Raw genomic sequence first — 18,598 nt, 5'->3', positions numbered from 1 at the left:
CCTTCCAGGGTGGCGCGCGGCGGCCGGGTACGGCCTGGGCACGAGCGCCACGGTTCGCAAGGATCGCGCCACGCAGGCCGTAGGACCGCCTGGCGCCATAGGACCGGCACCGTACCGGCCCCCCGCCGAGGCTCGCCGGGGCCCGCCGCTACTCGCCGCGCGTGAACGTCCGCCGGTACTCGCTCGGTGTCGTCCCCAGCGTCCGCTGGAAGTGCAGCCGCAGGTTCGCCCCCGTCCCCAGCCCCACGTCCGCCGCGATCTGCTCGACGCTGCGCCCGGAGCGCTCCAGCAGCTCCCGCGCCACGTCCACCCGGGCCCGCATCACCCACTGCATCGGCGTGTACCCGGTGTCCTCGGTGAAGCGGCGCGAGAACGTCCGGGGCGAGACCGCCGCGTGGCGGGCCAGCACCTCCAAGGTGAGCGGCTCGCCGAGCCGGCGCAGCGCCCACTCCCGGGTGGCGGCGAACCGCTCCCCCAGCGGCTCGGGCACGCTGCGCGGCACGTACTGCGCCTGGCCGCCACTGCGGTACGGGGCCGCGACCAGCCGCCGCGCCGCGTGGTTGGAGGCGGCCACCCCCAGGTCGCGGCGCAGCACGTGCAGGCACAGGTCGATCCCGGAGGCGGCGCCGGCCGAGGTCAGCACGCTGCCCTCGTCGACGAACAGGACGTTCTCGTCCACCCGCACCCGGGGGTGCTTCACGGCGAGCGCCCGCGTGTAGTGCCAGTGGGTGGTGGCGCGGCGGCCGTCGAGCAGGCCGGTGGCGGCCAGTGCGAAGGCGCCGGTGGAGATCGCGGCGAGCCGCGCGCCGCGGCGGTGGGCGGCGACCAGCGCCTCGACGACGGCCGGCGGCGGGTCGTCGCGGTCGGGGAAGCGGTAGCCGGGGATGAAGACGATCTCGGCCCAGGCGAGCGCGTCGAGGCCGTCGGCGACGTGGTACGACAGCCCGTCGCCACCGGTGACCAGACCCGGCGCCGCACCGCACACCCGCACCTCGTACGGCATGCTCGCGCGGGTCGAGAAGACCTGCGCGGGAATCCCGACGTCGAGCGGCTTGGCCCCTTCGAGCACGAGGACGGCGACGCGTTGCAGGGCGGAGGCGGGCACGCGCACCAGCGTAAGTGCGGGGCGGCGCCGGACCGTCCATCCGGCGGCCGCGCCGACGCCGATCCGGCCCAACGGGCGCAATTCGCAGGCCGGCTGAGGAATGTTCACACAACATCCATCGTCCCGCCGGAACCGGGCCGCGCGGCGTCCGTGGCGCTGGCCGTGAATGAGGGCCATGATCCCTCAACTCAAGGTCGGCTGGAGAACCGTGGCCGCGGCCGCCGCGGCGCTGACCGTCCTCGGCCTCGTCGGGGCCGACGCCGACGGCAGCACCGCCACCGCGGCCACCACCGGCCAGCGCTTCTCCGCCGCCTGCCCCGACGCCGACGTGGTGACCCCCGCCCTGGGCACCAACCTCATCGCCAACCCGGGCGCGGAGGACTTCACCGCGGTCACCGCGCTCGGCGCCCCGGCGGGCGACCCGCAGGACGTCCCCGACTGCTGGGACGCCTCCTCCCCGATGAACGCGCCCGGCGCGGTCCTGGAGTCGGCCGCGTCCTCGGAGCCGGGCCAGACCGGCAAGCGCACCTTCTACGGCGGCTACGACTACGACTCCCCGCAGGTGTCGATCGTCGGCGTCACCACGATCGCCACCCAGATGATCGACGTCGGCACGCTGGACGCGGGCGGCAAGGCGTTCACCCTGACCGGCGCGATCGGCGGCTACACCACGCAGGCCGACTACGCCACGGTGACGGCCGCGTTCCAGGACGCCAAGGGCGCCACCCTCGGCTCCGCGGTGCTCGGCCCGGTCAACGCCGGGCAGCGCGGCAGCGTCACCAGCCTCGTCCCGCAGGCGGCGGCCGGCACCGTCCCGGCCGGCACCCAGCAGGTCCTGGTCACCATCGCCTCGACCGGCGTCAGCGCCGGGTACGGCATCGACGGCCGGGCCGACGACCTCGACCTGACGATCGCCGCCGACGGCACCGGCCAGCACTACACCGCGCCCTGCCCGGCCGCCGACCAGGTCACCCCGGCCCTGGACAGCAACCTCATCGCCAACCCCGGCGCCGAGGACGCCACCGCGGCCACCGCGCTCGGCGCGCCGCTGGGCGACGACCAGACCATCGCCGACTGCTGGACCAGCAACTCGCCGCTGGGCGCCCCCGACGCCACCCAGGAGTCGCGCGCCTCCACCGCCCCCGGCACCACCGGCGACCGCGTCTTCCACGGCGGCAGCAGCCCGGACGGCGTATCGGCGGCGGGCACCGTCACCAGCGGCACCCAGCTGGTCGACGTCAGCGCGCTGGACGTGGACGGCAAGCCGTACAAGCTGACCGGCCAGGTCGGCGGGTCCGCCGCACAGGGCGACTTCGCCCAGGTCACCGCCACCTTCGAGGACGCCGACGGCGCCGCCCTCGGCACGGCCGGCATCGGCCCGGCCACCGCCGCCCAGCGCGCGAACACCACCGAGCTGCTCTCCGACGGCACATACGGCACGGTCCCGGCGGGCACGAAGAAGATCCTCGTCACGATCGTCACGGCGGCCGTCGCCGACGACTCCGACAACGACGGCACGGCCGACAACCTCAACCTGACGATCGGCCAGAAGACGGTCGGCCAGACGTACACCGCGCCCTGCCCGGCCGCCGACCAGGTCACCCCGGCCCTGAACGCCAACCTCATCGCCAACCCCGGCGCCGAGGACTTCACCGCGGCCACCGCGCTCGGCGCGCCGCTGGGCGACGACCAGACCATCGCCGACTGCTGGACCAGCGCCTCCCCGCTCAACGCCCCCGACGGCACGCAGGAGTCGCGCGCGTCGACATACCCGGGCGTGACCGGCGGCCGGGTCTTCTACGGCGGCACCAACCCCAGCACCGTGTCGATCCCGGGCATCGCCACCACCGGCGTGCAGACCGTCGACCTGGGTGCGCTCAGCACCGGCAGCCAGCCGTTCGAGCTCTCCGGCGACCTCGGCGGCTACGCCACGCAGAGCGACTACGCCACCGTCACGGCCGCGTTCGTGGACGACCAGGGCGGCACGCTCGGCTCGGGCGTGATCGGCCCGGTCACCGCCGCCCAGCGCGGCAACGTCTCCAGCCTGGTCCACCAGGCGTGGTACGGCACGGTGCCCGACGGCACCGCGAAGGTCGTGGTCACCATCGCCACGGTCGGCGTGAGCAGCGGCGCCAACTCCGACGGCACCGCCGACAACCTCGACCTGAGGATCGGCTCCGACGCGGTGCCGTCCGGGCCGGTGCTCCAGACCATGCCGTACACCTCGGTTGGCGACATCCCCGGCACGCACGTGGACCCGGGCACCGGCGCGGTCGTGCCCAACGTGACGCCGGGCTCGCTGTACCGGCCGGCGGGGATCTCCGTCGGCGGTGGCTCCCCGCAGGCGCAGTCCCAGGGCGCCGCGGGCACGAAGGCGAACCTGCGGGCGGAGCTGGCGAGCGTCGGCGACGGCTCGGTCTACGTCTCCAACACCGGTGACAACGTGGTGGCGCGGCTGCGCGACGGCGCCACCAGCGTCATCGCCGGGCAGCTGGAGGACAGCGGGGAGAAGGGCGACGGCGGCAAGGCCACCGACGCGACGCTCTACCAGCCGGCCGGCACCGCCGTGGACGGCAGCGGCGACGTCTTCATCGCCGACAGCGGCGACAACGTGGTCCGCGAGGTCTCCGCGAAGGGCGTGATCTCGCGCTTCGCCGGCACCGGGACCGCGGGCAGCCGGTCCTCCGCCAACGCGCTCACCACGCAGTTCAACGGCCCGGCGGCCGTTGCGGTCGACAGCGCGGGCGACGTGTACGTCTCCGACACCCGCAACAACCGCGTGGTCGAGGTGAACACCAGGCACAAGGTCGTCCGGGTGATCGGCACCGGCCGCGCCGGGTACACCGGCGACGGCAAGGCCGCCACCCGCGCCCAGCTCGACCAGCCCACCGGGCTGGCCCTGGACGCCAAGGGCAACCTCTACGTCGCGGACTCGGCGAACAACGTGATCCGCCGGGTGGACGCGGCGTCCGGGGCGATCAGCACCGTGGCGGGCGACTACGCCGCGGCCAGGGCCGACGACGGCCTCGGCGGCTTCGCCGGGGACGGCGGCGCGGCCACCTCCGCGCGGCTCAACGACCCGCAGGGCGTGGCCCTGGACGGCGCGGGCGACCTGTTCGTCGCCGACACCGTCAACAACGCGGTCCGCATGGTCACCCCCGACGGGACCATCACCACCGTGGTCAACAGCTCGGCCGCGCCCGGCGGCGAGAGCAGCGGCGCGGCGCCGACCGCCTCCAGGCTCAACAGCCCGATCGCGGTCGCGGTCGACCTGTCCACGCACCTGCTGTACGTGGCCGACACCCACAACAACGCGGTGGCGCAGGTGCTCGGGATCGCCCGGGCCGGCGACGCGGCCGGGCCCACGGCCGCCGCGACGTCCTGACCGGTCCGAGACCCGACGAGAGAGGAAGAGAGAGACGATGAGCACCACCGACTCCCGCAACCCCGGCCCGGCCGCGGGCCGCTCGGGGATGTCCCGCCGCCGCTTCATCACCAGCGCCGCCACACTGGCCGGCGCCGCCGGTGCGGCCGGCGTGCTGCCGGAGAGCCTGGCGCGGGCCGCGGCCGCGACCCCCGCCAAGGGCAGCCTGTCCCAGATCAAGCACGTCGTGTACGTGATGATGGAGAACCGGTCCTTCGACCACTACTTCGGCATGTTCCCCGGCGCGCGCGGCTTCAGCGACCCGACCGCGATCAGGCTGCCCAACGGCGACTCCGTCTTCCGGCAGCCCGACCCGGCGAACCCGGACGGCTACCTGGAGCCGTTCCACATGTCCACCATCAGCACCGGCGCGGCCGCGATACCGTCGCTGTCGCACGACTGGCGCGACCAGCACGCCTCGTGGAACCACGGCGCGATGGACGGTTGGCTGACCACCCACCTCGCCTCCGACGGCGAGGTCAACGGGTCCTACACGATGGGGTACTTCACCCGCGAGGACATCCCCTTCCACTGGGCGCTGGCGGAGTCCTTCACACTGCTGGACAACTACCACTGCTCGATCCTCGGCCCGACGGACCCCAACCGGCTGGTGTGGATGTCCGGCACCAACGACCCGCAGGGCAGGTTCGGCGGGCCGGTGCTGGAGACGGTCACGCCCAACCCGATGACGCACCCGTCGGCGGCGGAGATCCTGTACGACGCCGGGTACAGCGTCAAGACGTACTTCTCCGGCGCGACCAGCGGGTTCAACGTCTTCTCCTGGTTCGCCAGCTTCCAGAACAAGACGGTGCCCACCGGGCTGTACAACGCCGTGATGAGCGGCGGCACCCTGTACGGCGACGGCACGCCCGGGAAGGCCGGCGACCCGCTGAACCCGACGGCGGCGGCCGACCCGGCGCTCGGGTTCGAGGAGGACTGCGCCAACGGGGTCCTCGCGGACGTGTCCTGGCTGTACATGCCGAGCGCGGCCGACGAGCACCCGCCGAACCTCCCGGCGGCCGGGGCGCAGTACCTCGCCTCGAAGCTGGAGGCGCTCGCGGCCAACGAGGAGCTGTGGAACTCGACCGTCTTCGTGCTCAACTACGACGAGAACGACGGGTTCTTCGACCACGTGCCGCCGCCGGTGCCCGACCCGCGCAGGTACCCCGAGGAGTTCGTCACCGTGCCCTCGCCGAAGGGCACCCCGGGCGGCGGGCTGCCGGCCGGCGGCGGCTTCCGGGTGCCGTGCATCATCGTCTCGCCGTGGACCGTGGGCGGGCGGATCTTCTCCGAGGTCTCCGACCACACCTCCGGGCTGCAGTTCATCGAGACGCTCACCGCGGCGGGCGGCCTGTCCGGCAACGGCCCGGTGAAGTTCACCCCGATCAGCACCTGGCGGCGCCGCACCTTCGGTGACTTCACCGGGGCGCTGCGCCTGAACGACCGCAAACCGGCCCCGAGCAACCCGCAGTTCGAGCCGGGCACCACCGCGGCCAACCTCGCCGCGCAGACCGCGGCCGCCGCCCAGCCGATGCCCTCGCGCCCCGGCGCGACGCAGAGCATGCCGGCGCAGCCGCACGGGCACTGACCGTCCGGCGCCGGCCCGTCCGAGGGCAGGGGGAACCGCGGGCCGTACGCCCACCCGGCGTACGGCCCGCGGCCACCCGCGCCGGTCGCGTGCCTCCGCCCGCCGGGGTGGCGGCCGCGGGCGCCGGGCAGGAATCCGGCCGAGGAGGTGGCGACATGGCACCGTTCGCCCCGGGAACGACGGTCGTCCGCAGGGACGTCTTCCGAGGCAGGGTCTGGAGCGCCCAGGCGCTCCGCGTGGTGAACGACGACCCCGAAGCGCTGGTGGCGGCCTGCCGCCCCGGCGCCCAGTCCCTGGCCCCGGCGGCCTGGATCGCGACGCAGGTGTCCGGGCAGAGCACGGGACGGATGCGGGCGCTGGACGACCTCGCCTCGGGCGACTGGCGGCTGGGCCGCTGGACCTGGCAGGACACCGTCCTACTGCTCTGGAACCCCCCGGCGACGTACTTCAGCGTCAACGCCTTCTACGCGCCCGACGGCGACCACCGCCTCGACCACTGGTACGTCAACTTCCAGCGGCCGCTGCGCCGCACCGGCCTCGGCTTCGACACCTTCGACCTCCTCCTCGACCTCGTCGTCAGCCCCGACCTCTCCCGGTGGACCTGGAAGGACGAGGACGAGTACGCCCAGGGGCGCCGGCTCGGCGTCGTCGACGACACCGACCACGCCGCCGTCGAGGCCGCCCGCGACCAGGTGCTGGCCATGGTCAAGAGCGCCGACGGGCCCTTCGCCCCCGCCGCGGGCTGGCACCGGTGGACCTCCTCCGCCAGCTGGCCGACGGCGCTCCTCCCCGCCGCCTCCGCGATCCCCTGACGCCGCGGGGGCGCGGGCGCGGCCCCGGTTCCGGCCGGACCGGGGGACGTAACAGGTCGGGCGTGGCATCGTTTCGTGTTGTAGCGGGTCCGACGAAGGGGTCCGCGGCCTGTCCCGGAAGGAGCGCGGCATGCGCATGGCCGGTCCGCTGTATGCCCTGTACACGCGGCGGTTGCGCCGCAAGGTCGCCGCGTCCGGGCCGCTGCCGCGGCACATCGGGCTGATCATGGACGGCAACCGGCGCTGGGCCCGGCAGATGGGCCTGGCCAGTCCGAGCCAGGGGCACCGGGCGGGCGGCGAGCACGTGGAGGAGGTGCTCGGCTGGTGCGACCGGCTGGGCGTGACCCACGTGACGGTGTTCGTGTGCTCCACGGAGAACCTGGCCCGCCGCGACAGCGCCGAAGTGGCATTCCTGATGGGCCTGATCGAGGACCTGGTCGGCCGGCGCCTGGCCGGGGCCGGCGCCCGCCGCCAACTGCACGTCGCGGGAACGCTGGACGCGCTGCCCGACCGTACCGCCCGCGTGCTGAAGGAGGCGGTGGCCGCGACGAGCGGCTGCGCGACCGGGGCCCACGTCACGCTCGCCATCGGCTACGGCGGCCGCCAGGAAGTGGTCGACGCGCTGCGCGAACTGCTCTACGAGCAGGCCGAGTCGGGCCGCACCCTGGGCGAACTCGCCGACGAGATCGACCTCGACGACGTGGCCCGGCACCTGTACACCGCCGGGCAGCCCGACCCCGACCTCGTCATCCGCACCAGCGGCGAGCAGCGGATGTCCAACTTCCTGCTGTGGCAGAGCGCCCACGCCGAGCTGTACTTCTGCGAAGCCTACTGGCCCGCCTTCCGCGAACTGGACTTCCTCCGCGCCGTCCGCAGCTACGCCGACCGCCGCGGCTCCTCCCCCACCCCGTAAGTCCCCGCCCGGTTTGGGCCCGGGCCGGTGCCCCTGCGGCTCGGGCACGGCCCGGTAACGGGTTGGGCGGGGGCGGGGTGCTGGGGGCGGGCCTATTTTGACATTGCAGATAGGAAAGTTTACTAACAGTGAATTGGGGGAGGATGGCGCGCATGGCTGGCACTCCCGGAACGCCGCGCGTCCTGCGCGCCATGAACGACCGCGCCGCGCTCGACCTCCTGCTGGAGCACGGCACGCTCTCGCGTACCCGCATCGGCAAGCTCACCGGCCTGTCGAAGCCCACCGCGTCGCAGTTGCTCGCGCGGCTGGAGGCGGCCGGGCTGGTGCTGGCCACCGGCACCACCGCGGGCCGCCCGGGGCCCAACGCCCAGTTGTACTCGGTGAACCCGGCGGCCGCCTACGTCGCCGGGCTCGACGTGAAGACCGAGCGGATCAGGGCCGCGGTCGCCGACATCACCGGCCGCACGGTCGGCGACTTCCGGCTGCCCACGCCGACCCACCCGGCCGGCAGCGCCGTGCCGCAGGTGGTGCAGGCGCTGGAGGGCGCGCTGAAGGCCGCCGGGCTCGGCCGCGCCGACCTGCACCGGGTGGTGATCGGTACCCCCGGCGCGTTCGACCCGAGCACCGGGCGGCTGCGCTACGCCAGCCACCTGCCCGGCTGGCACTCCCCCAGCCTGCTCGACGAACTGGCCGCCGCGCTGCCGATCCCGCTGGAGTACGACAACGACGTGAACCTCGCCGCGATCGCCGAGCAGCGCCTCGGCGCGGCCCGCGGCCACGGGGACTTCGCGCTGCTGTGGAACGAGGAGGGCATCGGCGCGGCCTTCGTCCTCGGCGGGCGGCTGCACCGCGGCTGGACCGGCGGCGCCGGCGAGGTCGGCTTCCTGCCGGTGCCCGGCACCCCCCTGGTCCGCAACGTCGCCAAGGCCAACAACGGCGGCTTCCAGGAGCTGGCCGGGTGCAACGCGGTCCTGCGCATCGCCCGCGAACTCGGGATCGACGTGCCGGACGGCAGCCTGGAGGACGCCGCGGCCGAACTGCTGCGCCGGGCCGCGCAGTTCCACCAGGAGGCGGCCGGCGCGGACGGCGGCGGCGAACCCGCGGGCCCGTACGCGGAGTTGCTGGCCCGCTGCGCCACCGGGCACGCCATCGGCCTCGCCTCGATCGTCGCGGTGCTCGACCCGGAGCTGATCGTGCTGGCCGGCGACGTCACGGTCTCCGGCGGCGAGCCGCTGCGCGCCCTGATCCAGTCCGAGCTGGCCGAACTGGCCGTCCCCCGGCCCCGGTTGGTGCTCGGCACCGTCGCGCTGCACCCCGTGCTGAGCGGCGCCCTGGAGAGCGCGCTCGCCACCACCCGCGACGAGGTGTTCGACACCTCCCGCTGACCCCGCACCCGCGACCGCACCCGTGGCGGCCGCCACACCCACGGGAATCCGACCCGGCGGCCGCCGTTCTCGTGACGGCCCCCGTGGTCGTGGTCCTCTTCCTCGCATTCGCACAGAAAGCCTTCATCGAAGGTGTGACGCTGACAGGAGTCAAAGGTTGAAACTCGCAGTCGTGGGCGGCGGTTCCACCTACACGCCCGAACTGGTCGACGGGTTCGCGCGGTTGCGGGACACGCTGCCGGTGGAGGAGCTGGTGCTGATCGACCCGGCCGCCGAAAGGCTGGAGCTGGTCGGCGGGCTGGCCCGGCGGATCTTCGCGAAGCAGGGGCACCCCGGGCGGATCGTCACCACCGACGACGTCGCCGCGGGCGTGGCCGGCGCCGACGCGGTCCTGCTCCAACTGCGCGTCGGCGGACAGGCCGCGCGCAACCAGGACGAGACCTGGCCGCTGGAGTGCGGCTGCGTCGGCCAGGAGACCACCGGCGCGGGCGGGCTCGCCAAGGCGATGCGCACCGTGCCGGTGGTGCTCGACATCGCCGAGCAGGTGCGCAGGACCGCCCCGGACGCCTGGATCATCGACTTCACCAACCCGGTCGGCATCGTCACCCGGGCGCTGCTCCAGGCCGGGCACAAGGCGGTCGGCCTGTGCAACGTGGCCATCGGCTTCCAGCGGAAGTTCGCCCGGCTGCTGGACGTCACCCCCGAGCAGGTGCACCTCGACCACGTGGGCCTGAACCACCTCACCTGGGAGCGCGGGGTGCGGCTGGGCGGACCGGACGGCGCGGACGTGCTGCCGCGGCTGCTCGCCGAGCACGGCGACGCCATCGCCGAGGACCTGCACATGCCGCGCACCCTGGTGGACCGGCTCGGCGTCGTGCCGTCGTACTACCTGCGCTACTACTACGCGCACGACGCGGTGGTGCGCGAGCTGGGCACCAAGCCGTCGCGGGCCGCCGAAGTCGCCGCGATGGAGAAGCAGTTGCTGGCGATGTACGGCGACCCGTCGCTGGACGAGAAGCCGGGGCTGCTGTCCAAGCGGGGCGGCGCCTTCTACTCCGAGGCGGCCGTCGCGCTCGCCGCCTCGCTGCTGCGCCCGCCGTCGCCGTCGTGGACCGGCGACGTGCAGGTGGTCAACACCTACAACAACGGCACGCTGCCCTTCCTGCCGGACGACGCCGTCGTCGAGGTGCCCGCCCGGGTGGACGGCACCGGCGCCACCCCGCTGCCGGTGCCGCCGCTGGAGCCGCTCTTCGCCGGCCTGGTCGCGAGCGTCACCGCGTACGAGGACCTGGCGCTGGACGCGGCGCTGCGCGGCGGCCGGGACCGGGTCTTCGCCGCGCTGCTGGCCCACCCGCTGATCGGCCAGTACGCGTACGCCGACGGCCTGACCGACCGGCTGATCGCGCACAACCGGGAGCACTTCGCGTGGGCGTGACATCCGAGCCGCTCGTCCCCGGCGGCGTCCTCGCCGTCGACGCGGGCAACAGCAAGACCGACGTGGCGCTGGTCGCCGCCGACGGACGGGTGCTGGGCGGCGCCCGCGCCGGCGGCTTCCAGCCGCCGGTCACCGGGGTCGACCGGGCCGTGGCGGTCGTCGCCGACGCGGTGGAGCGCGCGGCCGCGGCCGCCGGGCTGCCCGCGGCGGGCGACCGCGGCGGCCGGCCACTGGCCGAGCACACCTCGGCGTGCCTGGCCAACGCCGATCTGCCGGTCGAGGAGCGGCAGTTGCGGCAGGCGCTGCACGCGCGCGGCTGGGCGCGCGAGACCCACGTCGCCAACGACACGTTCGCGGTCCTGCGGGCGGGCGTGGCGCAGCCGCGCGGCGTCGCCGTGGTGTGCGGCGCCGGGATCAACTGCGTCGGGCTGCTGCCGGACGGGCGCACCGCGCGCTTCCCCGCGATCGGGAAGATCTCCGGTGACTGGGGCGGCGGTTCGGGTTTGGCCGAGGAGGCGCTGTACCTCGCCGCGCGCGCCGAGGACGGCCGGGGCGGCCCGACCGCGCTGGCCGCGGCACTGCCCGCGCACTTCGGGCTGCGCACCATGTACGAGCTGATCGAGGCGCTGCACCTGGCGCACATCCCGTACGAGCGGCGGTACGAGCTGACGCCGGTGCTCTTCGCGACCGCCGACGCGGGCGACCCGGTGGCCCGGTCCGTCGTCGACCGGCAGGCCGAGGAGGTGGTCGCGCTCGCCACGGTCGCGCTGCGGCGGCTGGAACTCCTCGACGACGAGGTGGACGTGGTGCTGGGCGGCGGAGTGCTGGCGGCGGGCAACGCCCGGCTGCTGGACGGCGTCACCGCCGGGCTCGCCGCGGCCGCGCCCAAGGCCCGCGCGCACGTGGTCACCGCGCCCCCGGTGCTCGGGGCGGCACTGCTCGGGCTGGACCGCACCGCGGCCCCGCCCGACGCGCACACCGCGCTGCGCGCGCACTACCGGTAGGGCGGGGTCCGGGGCCGGGCCCGGCGCACAGGGTGGCCAGGAACCGCGCGGCGGCCCCAGGCGTGTGCAGAGGTAGCAGACGGCAGCCATACTGCTGCTGCACACCGAACGCTCTGTGGGGAGGGTGCGTGACGCAGACGCCAACCGGCAACACCACGGGCACGGCACAGGTGCCGGCGCCGGTACCGGGCCAGGCGCGGGGCCACCAGGGCGCCCCCGCCCACCCGTTGCCGCCGGCTGCGCACGCCCCGCGCCGCGCCGCCTGGCGGGAGTCCCTGACCCGGGTGCGCGCGGCGGCCACCACGGAGCCGGGCCGGCTGCGGGTGGTCGGCGCGGTACTGGCCGTCGTCGTGGTCGCGTTCGGCGCCGTCACCGCGTGGCAGGTCGCCGAACGGCAGTCCGCGGCGGGCAACGTGATCGACCACAGCGGCCCGCTCAGCGCCAACGCCGCCGAGATCTACCGGTCCCTCGCAGACGCGGACGCCACCGTCGCGGGCGGTTTCCTCGTCGGCGGCGAGGAGCCGAAGGCGGTCTCCGACCGCTACCAGCGGGACATCACCACCGCCGCCGAACTCATCGCCGACGCCGCCGCGAACAGCGCCGGGTCCAAGGAGGCGCGTACCCAGATCGCCGCCCTCAACAGCCAACTCCCGCACTACACCGAGCTGGTGGCGACCGCGCAGGCCGACAACCGGCAGGGCCTGCCGCTCGGCGGCGCCTACCTGCGCTACGCCGACCAGCAGATGCGCAAGCAGGGCGGCCTGCTGGACGCGGCCGACAAGCTCTACCAGGCGGAGAACGGCCGGCTCGGCGCCGACTACGCCGACGCGAAGGCCCTGCCGTACGCGTCGTGGGCGCTGGGGGTGATCGCGCTGGGCACGCTGGTGTGGGCGCAGCGGCGGCACTACCGCCGCACCAACCGGGTGTTCAACCAGGGCATGCTGACCGCGACGGCGGCGACGTCGGTGGTGCTGCTGTGGCTGGTCGCCGCGCACACCGTGGCCCGTACCGACCTCGCGGACTCCTACCACCACGGCGCGCAGTCGATGCAGGTGCTCAACAACGCCAGGACCGATGTGCTCCAGGCCCGCGGCGACGAGAACCTGACGCTGGTCGCGCGCGGTTCGGGCGACGCGTACGAGGAGAGCTTCAGCAAGGAGATGGACGCGCTGGCCGGGCCGGCCGCCGGCGACCGGGCGGGCCGGGGCAGCGAGTTGGCGCAGGCGCTGGCGCTGGCCGACAAGGAGGCCGGGCGCGCCCCGGTGCGCTCCGCGATCGCGAACGTGGCCGAGTGGCGGCAGCGCCACACCGAGGAGCGGTCGGCCGACGACAGCGGTGACTACACCACCGCGGTTGCCGAGGTGATCGGCGGGAAGAAGAGCAGCGGCGCCACCGTCACCGAGACCACCGCGCAGACCTTCGACGCGGTCGACACCAGCCTGGGCAAGGCCGTCGCGCAGGAGCAGAAGGAGTTCCACCAGGCCGCGACGGACGGGCGCGGCGCGCTCGCCCTGCTGCCGGTCGGCGCCGGGGTGCTCGCGCTGCTCGCCGCGGGCGCGGCGGTCATCGGCGTCGGGCGGCGCCTGTCGGAGTACCGGTGAGCGCCATGCGCACGGACACACGTACCCCGGGGCGGGGCCGGTCCGGCCGGGCCGGGAGCAGGGAGGTCGCGATGAGCCGTACAGCACGCGGATGGGGCGGGGTCGCGGCGATGGCGGCGGCGTGCGCGCTGACCGTCACGGCGGCGCTGGGCCCGCTGGGCGTGGGGCCGCTCGGCGGCGGTCCGGCCGCCGGGGACACCCCGGGGGTCGCCACCGGCCGGACCGTGCACGTCCAGGACGCCGCCGCCACCGACGCCGGCGGCTGCACCACGCCCGAGGCGAGCCTGTCGCCGTCGTCCGGCAGCACCGACGGCGCCGCCGTGGAGCGGATCAGGAAGCGCGGCCGGCTCATCGTCGGCGTGGACCAGAACAGCTACCTGTGGGGCTTCCGCGACCCGGAGACCGGCGCCATCACGGGCTTCGACATCGACATCGTCAAGGCCATCGCCCAGAACATCCTGGGCAGTTCGGCGAAGGTGCAGTACCTGACCGTGCCGACCGACAAGCGGGTGCCTGACATACAGGACCACAAGGTCGACATGGTGGTGCGCACCATGTCGATCACCTGCGACCGGCTGAAGCAGGTCGCGTTCTCCATCGCCTACTTCGAGGCGGGACAGCAGCTGCTGGTGCCCAAGGACTCCGCGATCACCGGCTTCGACGACAGCCTGGCCGGCAAGCGGGTGTGCACCGCCAGCGGCTCGACCGGGTACGCGAAACTCCAGCAGGGCGCCCACGGCGCGCGCGTCACCACCGTCGACAACCAGCTCGACTGCCTGGTGCTGCTCCAACTCGGCCAGGTCGACGCGGTGTTCACCGACAACGCGCTCGCCGCCGGACAGGCCGCGCAGGACCCGACAGTGCACCTCGTCGGCCAACCGGTCACCAAGGAGCCGTACGGTGTGGCCATGAACCTGGACGACCAGGACCTGGTGCGCCGGGTCAACCAGGTGCTGGCGGCCTATGAGGCGGGCGGCGCGGACAGCACCTGGATGCACGCGTACGAGACCTGGCTCGCCAAGGACCTGCCGGGGGTCACCGGACCGCCGGCGCCGACGTACAAGTAGCGGCAGGAAGCGCCCAGTAGGACATATCAGCAGGACGTACCCGTAGGACGTACCAGTAAGGCCGACCGGCGGACGGGAAGAGAAAGAGGGTGTGATGGCGGTCGCGGGAGCCTCCGGCCCGGTCATGGGCCGGGAGGATGTCGATCTTGCGCTGGAACGGCTCGGCGCCGAGCACGAAGCCGTCGAGACCTCCCTGCTCGCCCTCCAGGACCACTCCGGGCGCAGACTGCTCGAAGGCGCCGAGCTGACCGGCGTCACCAAGGAGCGGTGGGAGCGCACGGACACGGCGATCACCGCGCTGTGGGCGCACTTCGACGCGTACACCGCCGCGCTGGACACCGCCCGCGAGCTGCGGGCCCGCCGCCGCTGGCCGACCCAGACCGAACTGGCCAGGCTCACCGAGCTGTTGCGCGGCGACGGCATCACCGTGGTCGGCGCGGCCGTGCCGGACCACGAGCGCTCGCTGACCGGACCGGCCCGCGCCACCGAGCAGTTGAGCCTGGACGAGCTGGTCCGCCGGATGAACACCTGGTACGACCAGGCCATGGAGACCGTGGCCGCCGCGGACGCGGTGTGGTCCGCGCTGCCGGCCAGGATCGACCTGCTGGCCGCCGAGACGCAGCGGGTGCGCTCACTGGCCCACTCGGTGGGCGTCCTCCCGGGCGAGCACCCCGCCGGGGACGAACTGGAGGCGCTGGTAGCGGAGTTGAAGGAGCTGCGGGCCCGTACGGTGGCCGACCCGCTGGCCTTCTGGAACCCGCGACCGGCCCCCGGCCGCCCCGACACCTCGGGCTACGACGACGCGGGGCGGCGGCTGGAGGAGATCCGGCGCGAGGTCGAGGCGGTGCTGCACGTGCGCGACGACGCCGAGCACCGGCTCGGGCGGCTGCGGGACGTGATGTCACGGGCCGACCGCACCCTCACCGAGGCGCGCGGCGCCCGGGTGGAGGTGCTGTCGAAGATCCTCGCCTCCGACGTGCCCGCGGTCAGCGGCCCGGCCGCCGCACTGCACGAACGGCTCGCCGCGGCCGAGGAGTTCGCCCGCACCGCGCAGTGGCACCGGCTCTCCCCGCTGCTCGACAGCCTGGAGGGCCACGCGGACGAGGAACTGCTGCGCGCCCGCGAGTCGTTGACCGCGGTCACCGCCCCGCTGGCGGTCCGGGCGGAACTGCGCGGCCGCCTGGACGCCTACCGGGCGAAGGTGGCCCGGCTCGGCATGGCCGAGGACCCGGTGCTGATCGAACGGTACGACCAGGCACGGCGGTTGCTGTGGACCGCGCCCTGCGACCTGGGCGCGGCCGAACGGGCGGTGCGCCGCTACCAGCAGGCCGTCAGCGACCTGGGCGGCACCCCGCGCACCCCCACCGACCGGAGCCCGGCATGAAGGCGCCCGCGGGGACGGCACCGGGGCCGACCTCGGTTGCGGCATCGGGGACTGCCTCGGACACGTCTACGAATGCGGGCTCGCGTGCGATCGCGGGCCGGCGCGCGAGAATCGGCAGCGTCACCACGACCGGCGTACCGGTCGGCATCATGAGCGGCAGTGCGGCAGCGGCAGTCAGGGACCGGGACAGAAACAGGGAAGGCTGAGGGGGAGACCGTGAGCGAGTGCCAGCGACCCGGCTGCGGCGGGACCTTGGAGGACATGGGCGGCGGCGACCTGTACTGCGACACCTGCGGGCTGGCTCCGGCCGCGGCCGCGCCACCGGCCGCCCCGGTGGGCAGCGCGGGTGCGGGCGCGGGATCGGGTGCGGCCGGCGGCTCAGGCTCCGGTGCAGGCTTCGGTACGGGCTCGGGCGGCTCCGGCGGCTCGGGCGGCACCTCCGTCCCCGGCACGTCCTCCGCACCCTCCGCACCCTCCTCCCGCTCCTCGCGCTCCTCCCAGGCCTCCCGCCGGTCGGTCTCCGGGCGGCTCTCCCAGTCCCTCGCCGGCAGCTCCACCGGCCGCTCGGTGTCCGTGCGCAGCACCCGCGGCAGCGGCTCCGGCCCCACCCGCGGCAAGCTGGGCGCCGGCCTGGTCCCGGTACCCACGGTGCCGCGGGCCGACCCGGCCGCCGCTGTGCTGGCCAACCCCGAGGTGCCCGAGCGCAAGCGCTTCTGCAGCAAGGGCGAGTGCGGGGCGCCGGTGGGCCGCAGCCGCGAGGGCCGGCCCGGCCGCACCGAGGGCTACTGCACCAAGTGCGGGCACCCGTACTCCTTCACGCCCAAGCTGCGCCCGGGCGACGTGGTGCGCGGCCAGTACGACGTGGCGGGCTGCATCGCGCACGGCGGCCTCGGCTGGATCTACCTCGCCCGGGACCGCGCGGTCGCCAACCGCTGGGTCGTGCTCAAGGGCCTGCTCGACACCGGCGACGAGGACGCGCTGGCCGCCGCGGTCTCCGAGCGGCGCTTCCTCGCCGAGATCGAGCACCCCAACATCGTGCGGATCTACAACTTCGTCGAGCACCTCGACCAGCGCACCGGCACCCTCGACGGCTACATCGTCATGGCGTACGTCGGCGGCAAGTCGCTCAAGCAGATCGCCAACGAGCGCCGCACCCCCGACGGCAGGCGCGAACCGCTGCCGGTCGCCCAGGCGATCGCGTTCGCCATCGAGGCGCTGGACGCGCTCGGCCACCTGCACAGCCGCAACCTGCTGTACTGCGACTTCAAGGTGGACAACGCGATCCAGACCGAGGACCGGCTCGAACTGATCGACATGGGCGCGGTGCGCCGCATGGACGACACCGAGTCGGCGATCTACGGCACGGTCGGCTACCAGGCGCCGGAGATCGCGGAGGTCGGCCCGTCCGTCGCCTCCGACCTGTACACCGTCGCCCGCACCCTGGCCGTGCTGACCTTCGACTTCCAGGGCTACAGCAACATCTTCGTCGACAGCCTGCCCGACCCCGACAAGATCGAGGTCTTCCAGCGCTACGAGTCGTTCTACCGGCTGCTGGTGCGCGCCACCGACCCGGACCCGCACAAGCGGTTCTCCTCGGCCGAGGAGATGTCCGACCAGCTGCTGGGGGTGCTGCGCGAGGTCGTCGCCCTGGAGTCGGGCACCCCGCGCCCGGCGCTGTCCACCCTGTTCGGGCCGGAACTGCGGGTGGTGGACACGGAGTTGGTGCGGCCGCTGACCGGTGACACCTCGCAGCTGGGCGCGTCGCGGCCGCCGGACGCGCCACGCCGGCCCCGCGCGGACCGGGGCAGGCGGGCGATCCCGGCGCAGGCCGGGCCCGCGGGCGCCCCGGCCGTACCCGGTGCGGCGGGCGGCGGCCCCCTTCCCGGGCCCGGCTCCGTCCCCGGCGCCGTCCCCGTTCCCGTTCCCGGGCGGCCGATCGTCTCCCGGCTCGACGCGGCCGCGGCCGTCCTGGCGCTGCCCGTCCCGCACGTCGACACCGCCGACCCCAACGCCGGCTTCCTGGCCGGCATAGCGGCCGCGGCACCCGGCGAGGCGGTGGCCGCGCTCCGGTCCGCGCCGGTCGACTCCGTGGAGAAGCGGCTGCGCGCGGTGCGGGCCCACCTGGAGCTGGACGACCTGCCGGGCGCCCGCGAAGTGCTGCGCGGCCTCGACGAGTCCGAGGACAGCGCCGACTGGCGGGTGGTCTGGCACCGCGGCCTGGTCGCGCTGTGCACCGCCGACCACGCCACCGCGGCGCTCAGCTTCGACGCGGTCTACGACGCGTTCCCCGGCGAGCCCGCGCCGAAGCTGGCGCTGGGCATCTGCGCGGAGGTACTCGGGCAGCTCGACAACGCCGCCGAGTACTACCGCCTGGTGTGGACCACCGACCACAGCTACGTCAGCGCGGCCTTCGGGCTGGCCCGGGTGCTGCTGAAGTCCGGCGACCGGGCCGGGGCGGTGCGCGCGCTGGAGTCGGTGCCCGAGTCGTCCATCCACTACACCGCCGCCCGGGTGGCCGCCGTCCGGGCCCGGCTGCGCGACCGGGGCCCGCAGGAACCGCTGCTGCCGGACCTGTACTCCGCGGCCCACCAGGTCGAGGCCCTCCAGCGGCAGGGCCTGGACCACGACCGCCGCGAACAGCTCGCCACCGAGGTGTACGGCAGCGCGCTGGACTGGCAGCTGGCCGGCCGGGCCGGCGCGGGGGGTGCGGAGGGCGCGCCCGCGGTGCCGCTGCTCGGCGTCGCGCTGGACGAGCGCGGACTGCGGTTCGGCCTGGAGCGGTCCTACCGGGTGCTCGCCCGGCTGGCCGGCCAGACCGGTACGAGGATCGAACTGGTGGAGCGGGCCAACCGCTTCCGCCCCAGGACCTGGGTGTGAACC

At 74.6% G+C, this 18,598-nt stretch carries 12 protein-coding genes; 11 read left to right on the top strand and 1 reads right to left on the bottom strand.

Annotated features, from left to right (window positions below; genetic code table 11):
• Window positions 1–148: 148 nt before the first annotated feature.
• On the bottom strand, window positions 149–1,105 hold the full coding sequence (locus WA788_RS16585) for a GlxA family transcriptional regulator (protein ID WP_335978006.1): 957 nt from the start codon (window positions 1,103–1,105) through the stop codon (window positions 149–151).
• 175 nt (window positions 1,106–1,280) lie between these two features.
• On the opposite strand from WA788_RS16585, the gene WA788_RS16580 reads away from it, so the two are divergent.
• From WA788_RS16580 to WA788_RS16530, 11 genes are all read left to right on the top strand, one after another.
• Window positions 1,281–4,490, top strand: coding sequence for an NHL domain-containing protein (locus tag WA788_RS16580; protein WP_335978004.1), 3,210 nt, complete (start codon window positions 1,281–1,283; stop codon window positions 4,488–4,490).
• 37 nt (window positions 4,491–4,527) lie between these two features.
• Entirely contained in the window at window positions 4,528–6,117 is a 1,590-nt protein-coding gene (locus tag WA788_RS16575) for a phospholipase C (RefSeq protein ID WP_335978002.1), read from the top strand.
• Between the two features lie 155 nt (window positions 6,118–6,272).
• A complete protein-coding gene (locus tag WA788_RS16570) occupies window positions 6,273–6,929 on the top strand; it encodes a DUF402 domain-containing protein (protein ID WP_335978000.1) in 657 nt (218 codons plus the stop codon).
• Window positions 6,930–7,059: 130 nt separating this feature from the next.
• Window positions 7,060–7,842, top strand: a complete 783-nt coding sequence (uppS, locus tag WA788_RS16565) for a polyprenyl diphosphate synthase (RefSeq protein WP_335977999.1) — start codon at window positions 7,060–7,062, stop codon at window positions 7,840–7,842.
• 143 nt (window positions 7,843–7,985) lie between these two features.
• Window positions 7,986–9,227: an ROK family transcriptional regulator gene (locus tag WA788_RS16560; RefSeq protein WP_335977997.1), complete on the top strand. Its 1,242-nt coding sequence runs from the start codon at window positions 7,986–7,988 to the stop codon at window positions 9,225–9,227.
• A gap of 157 nt (window positions 9,228–9,384) precedes the next feature.
• On the top strand, window positions 9,385–10,662 hold the full coding sequence (locus tag WA788_RS16555) for a family 4 glycosyl hydrolase (protein ID WP_335977995.1): 1,278 nt from the start codon (window positions 9,385–9,387) through the stop codon (window positions 10,660–10,662).
• The gene (locus tag WA788_RS16550; RefSeq protein ID WP_335977993.1) at window positions 10,653–11,666 is read left to right on the top strand and encodes an N-acetylglucosamine kinase; all 1,014 of its coding nucleotides are present in this window, start codon (window positions 10,653–10,655) and stop codon (window positions 11,664–11,666) included. Before WA788_RS16555 ends, WA788_RS16550 begins: the two co-directional genes overlap by 10 nt.
• Before the next feature lie 128 nt (window positions 11,667–11,794).
• Complete coding sequence (locus WA788_RS16545; protein ID WP_335977991.1) at window positions 11,795–13,267, top strand: hypothetical protein; 1,473 nt, start codon at window positions 11,795–11,797, stop codon at window positions 13,265–13,267.
• A 71-nt stretch (window positions 13,268–13,338) separates the two neighbouring features.
• Complete coding sequence (locus WA788_RS16540) at window positions 13,339–14,334, top strand: glutamate ABC transporter substrate-binding protein (protein WP_335977989.1); 996 nt, start codon at window positions 13,339–13,341, stop codon at window positions 14,332–14,334.
• Window positions 14,335–14,428: 94 nt separating this feature from the next.
• On the top strand, window positions 14,429–15,718 hold the full coding sequence (locus WA788_RS16535; protein WP_335977987.1) for a hypothetical protein: 1,290 nt from the start codon (window positions 14,429–14,431) through the stop codon (window positions 15,716–15,718).
• A 261-nt stretch (window positions 15,719–15,979) separates the two neighbouring features.
• Window positions 15,980–18,595 carry a serine/threonine-protein kinase gene (locus WA788_RS16530; protein WP_335978092.1) on the top strand — a complete coding sequence of 872 codons (2,616 nt, stop codon included), beginning with the start codon at window positions 15,980–15,982 and terminating at the stop codon, window positions 18,593–18,595.
• Window positions 18,596–18,598: the final 3 nt, after the last annotated feature.

Source organism: Streptomyces sp. CA2R106, from assembly GCF_037034245.1.
In the GTDB taxonomy this organism is placed as follows: Bacteria; Actinomycetota; Actinomycetes; order Streptomycetales; family Streptomycetaceae; genus Actinacidiphila.
The sequence above is the reverse complement of the archived record's forward strand: the minus strand, read 5'-3'. Positions and strand labels throughout refer to the sequence as shown.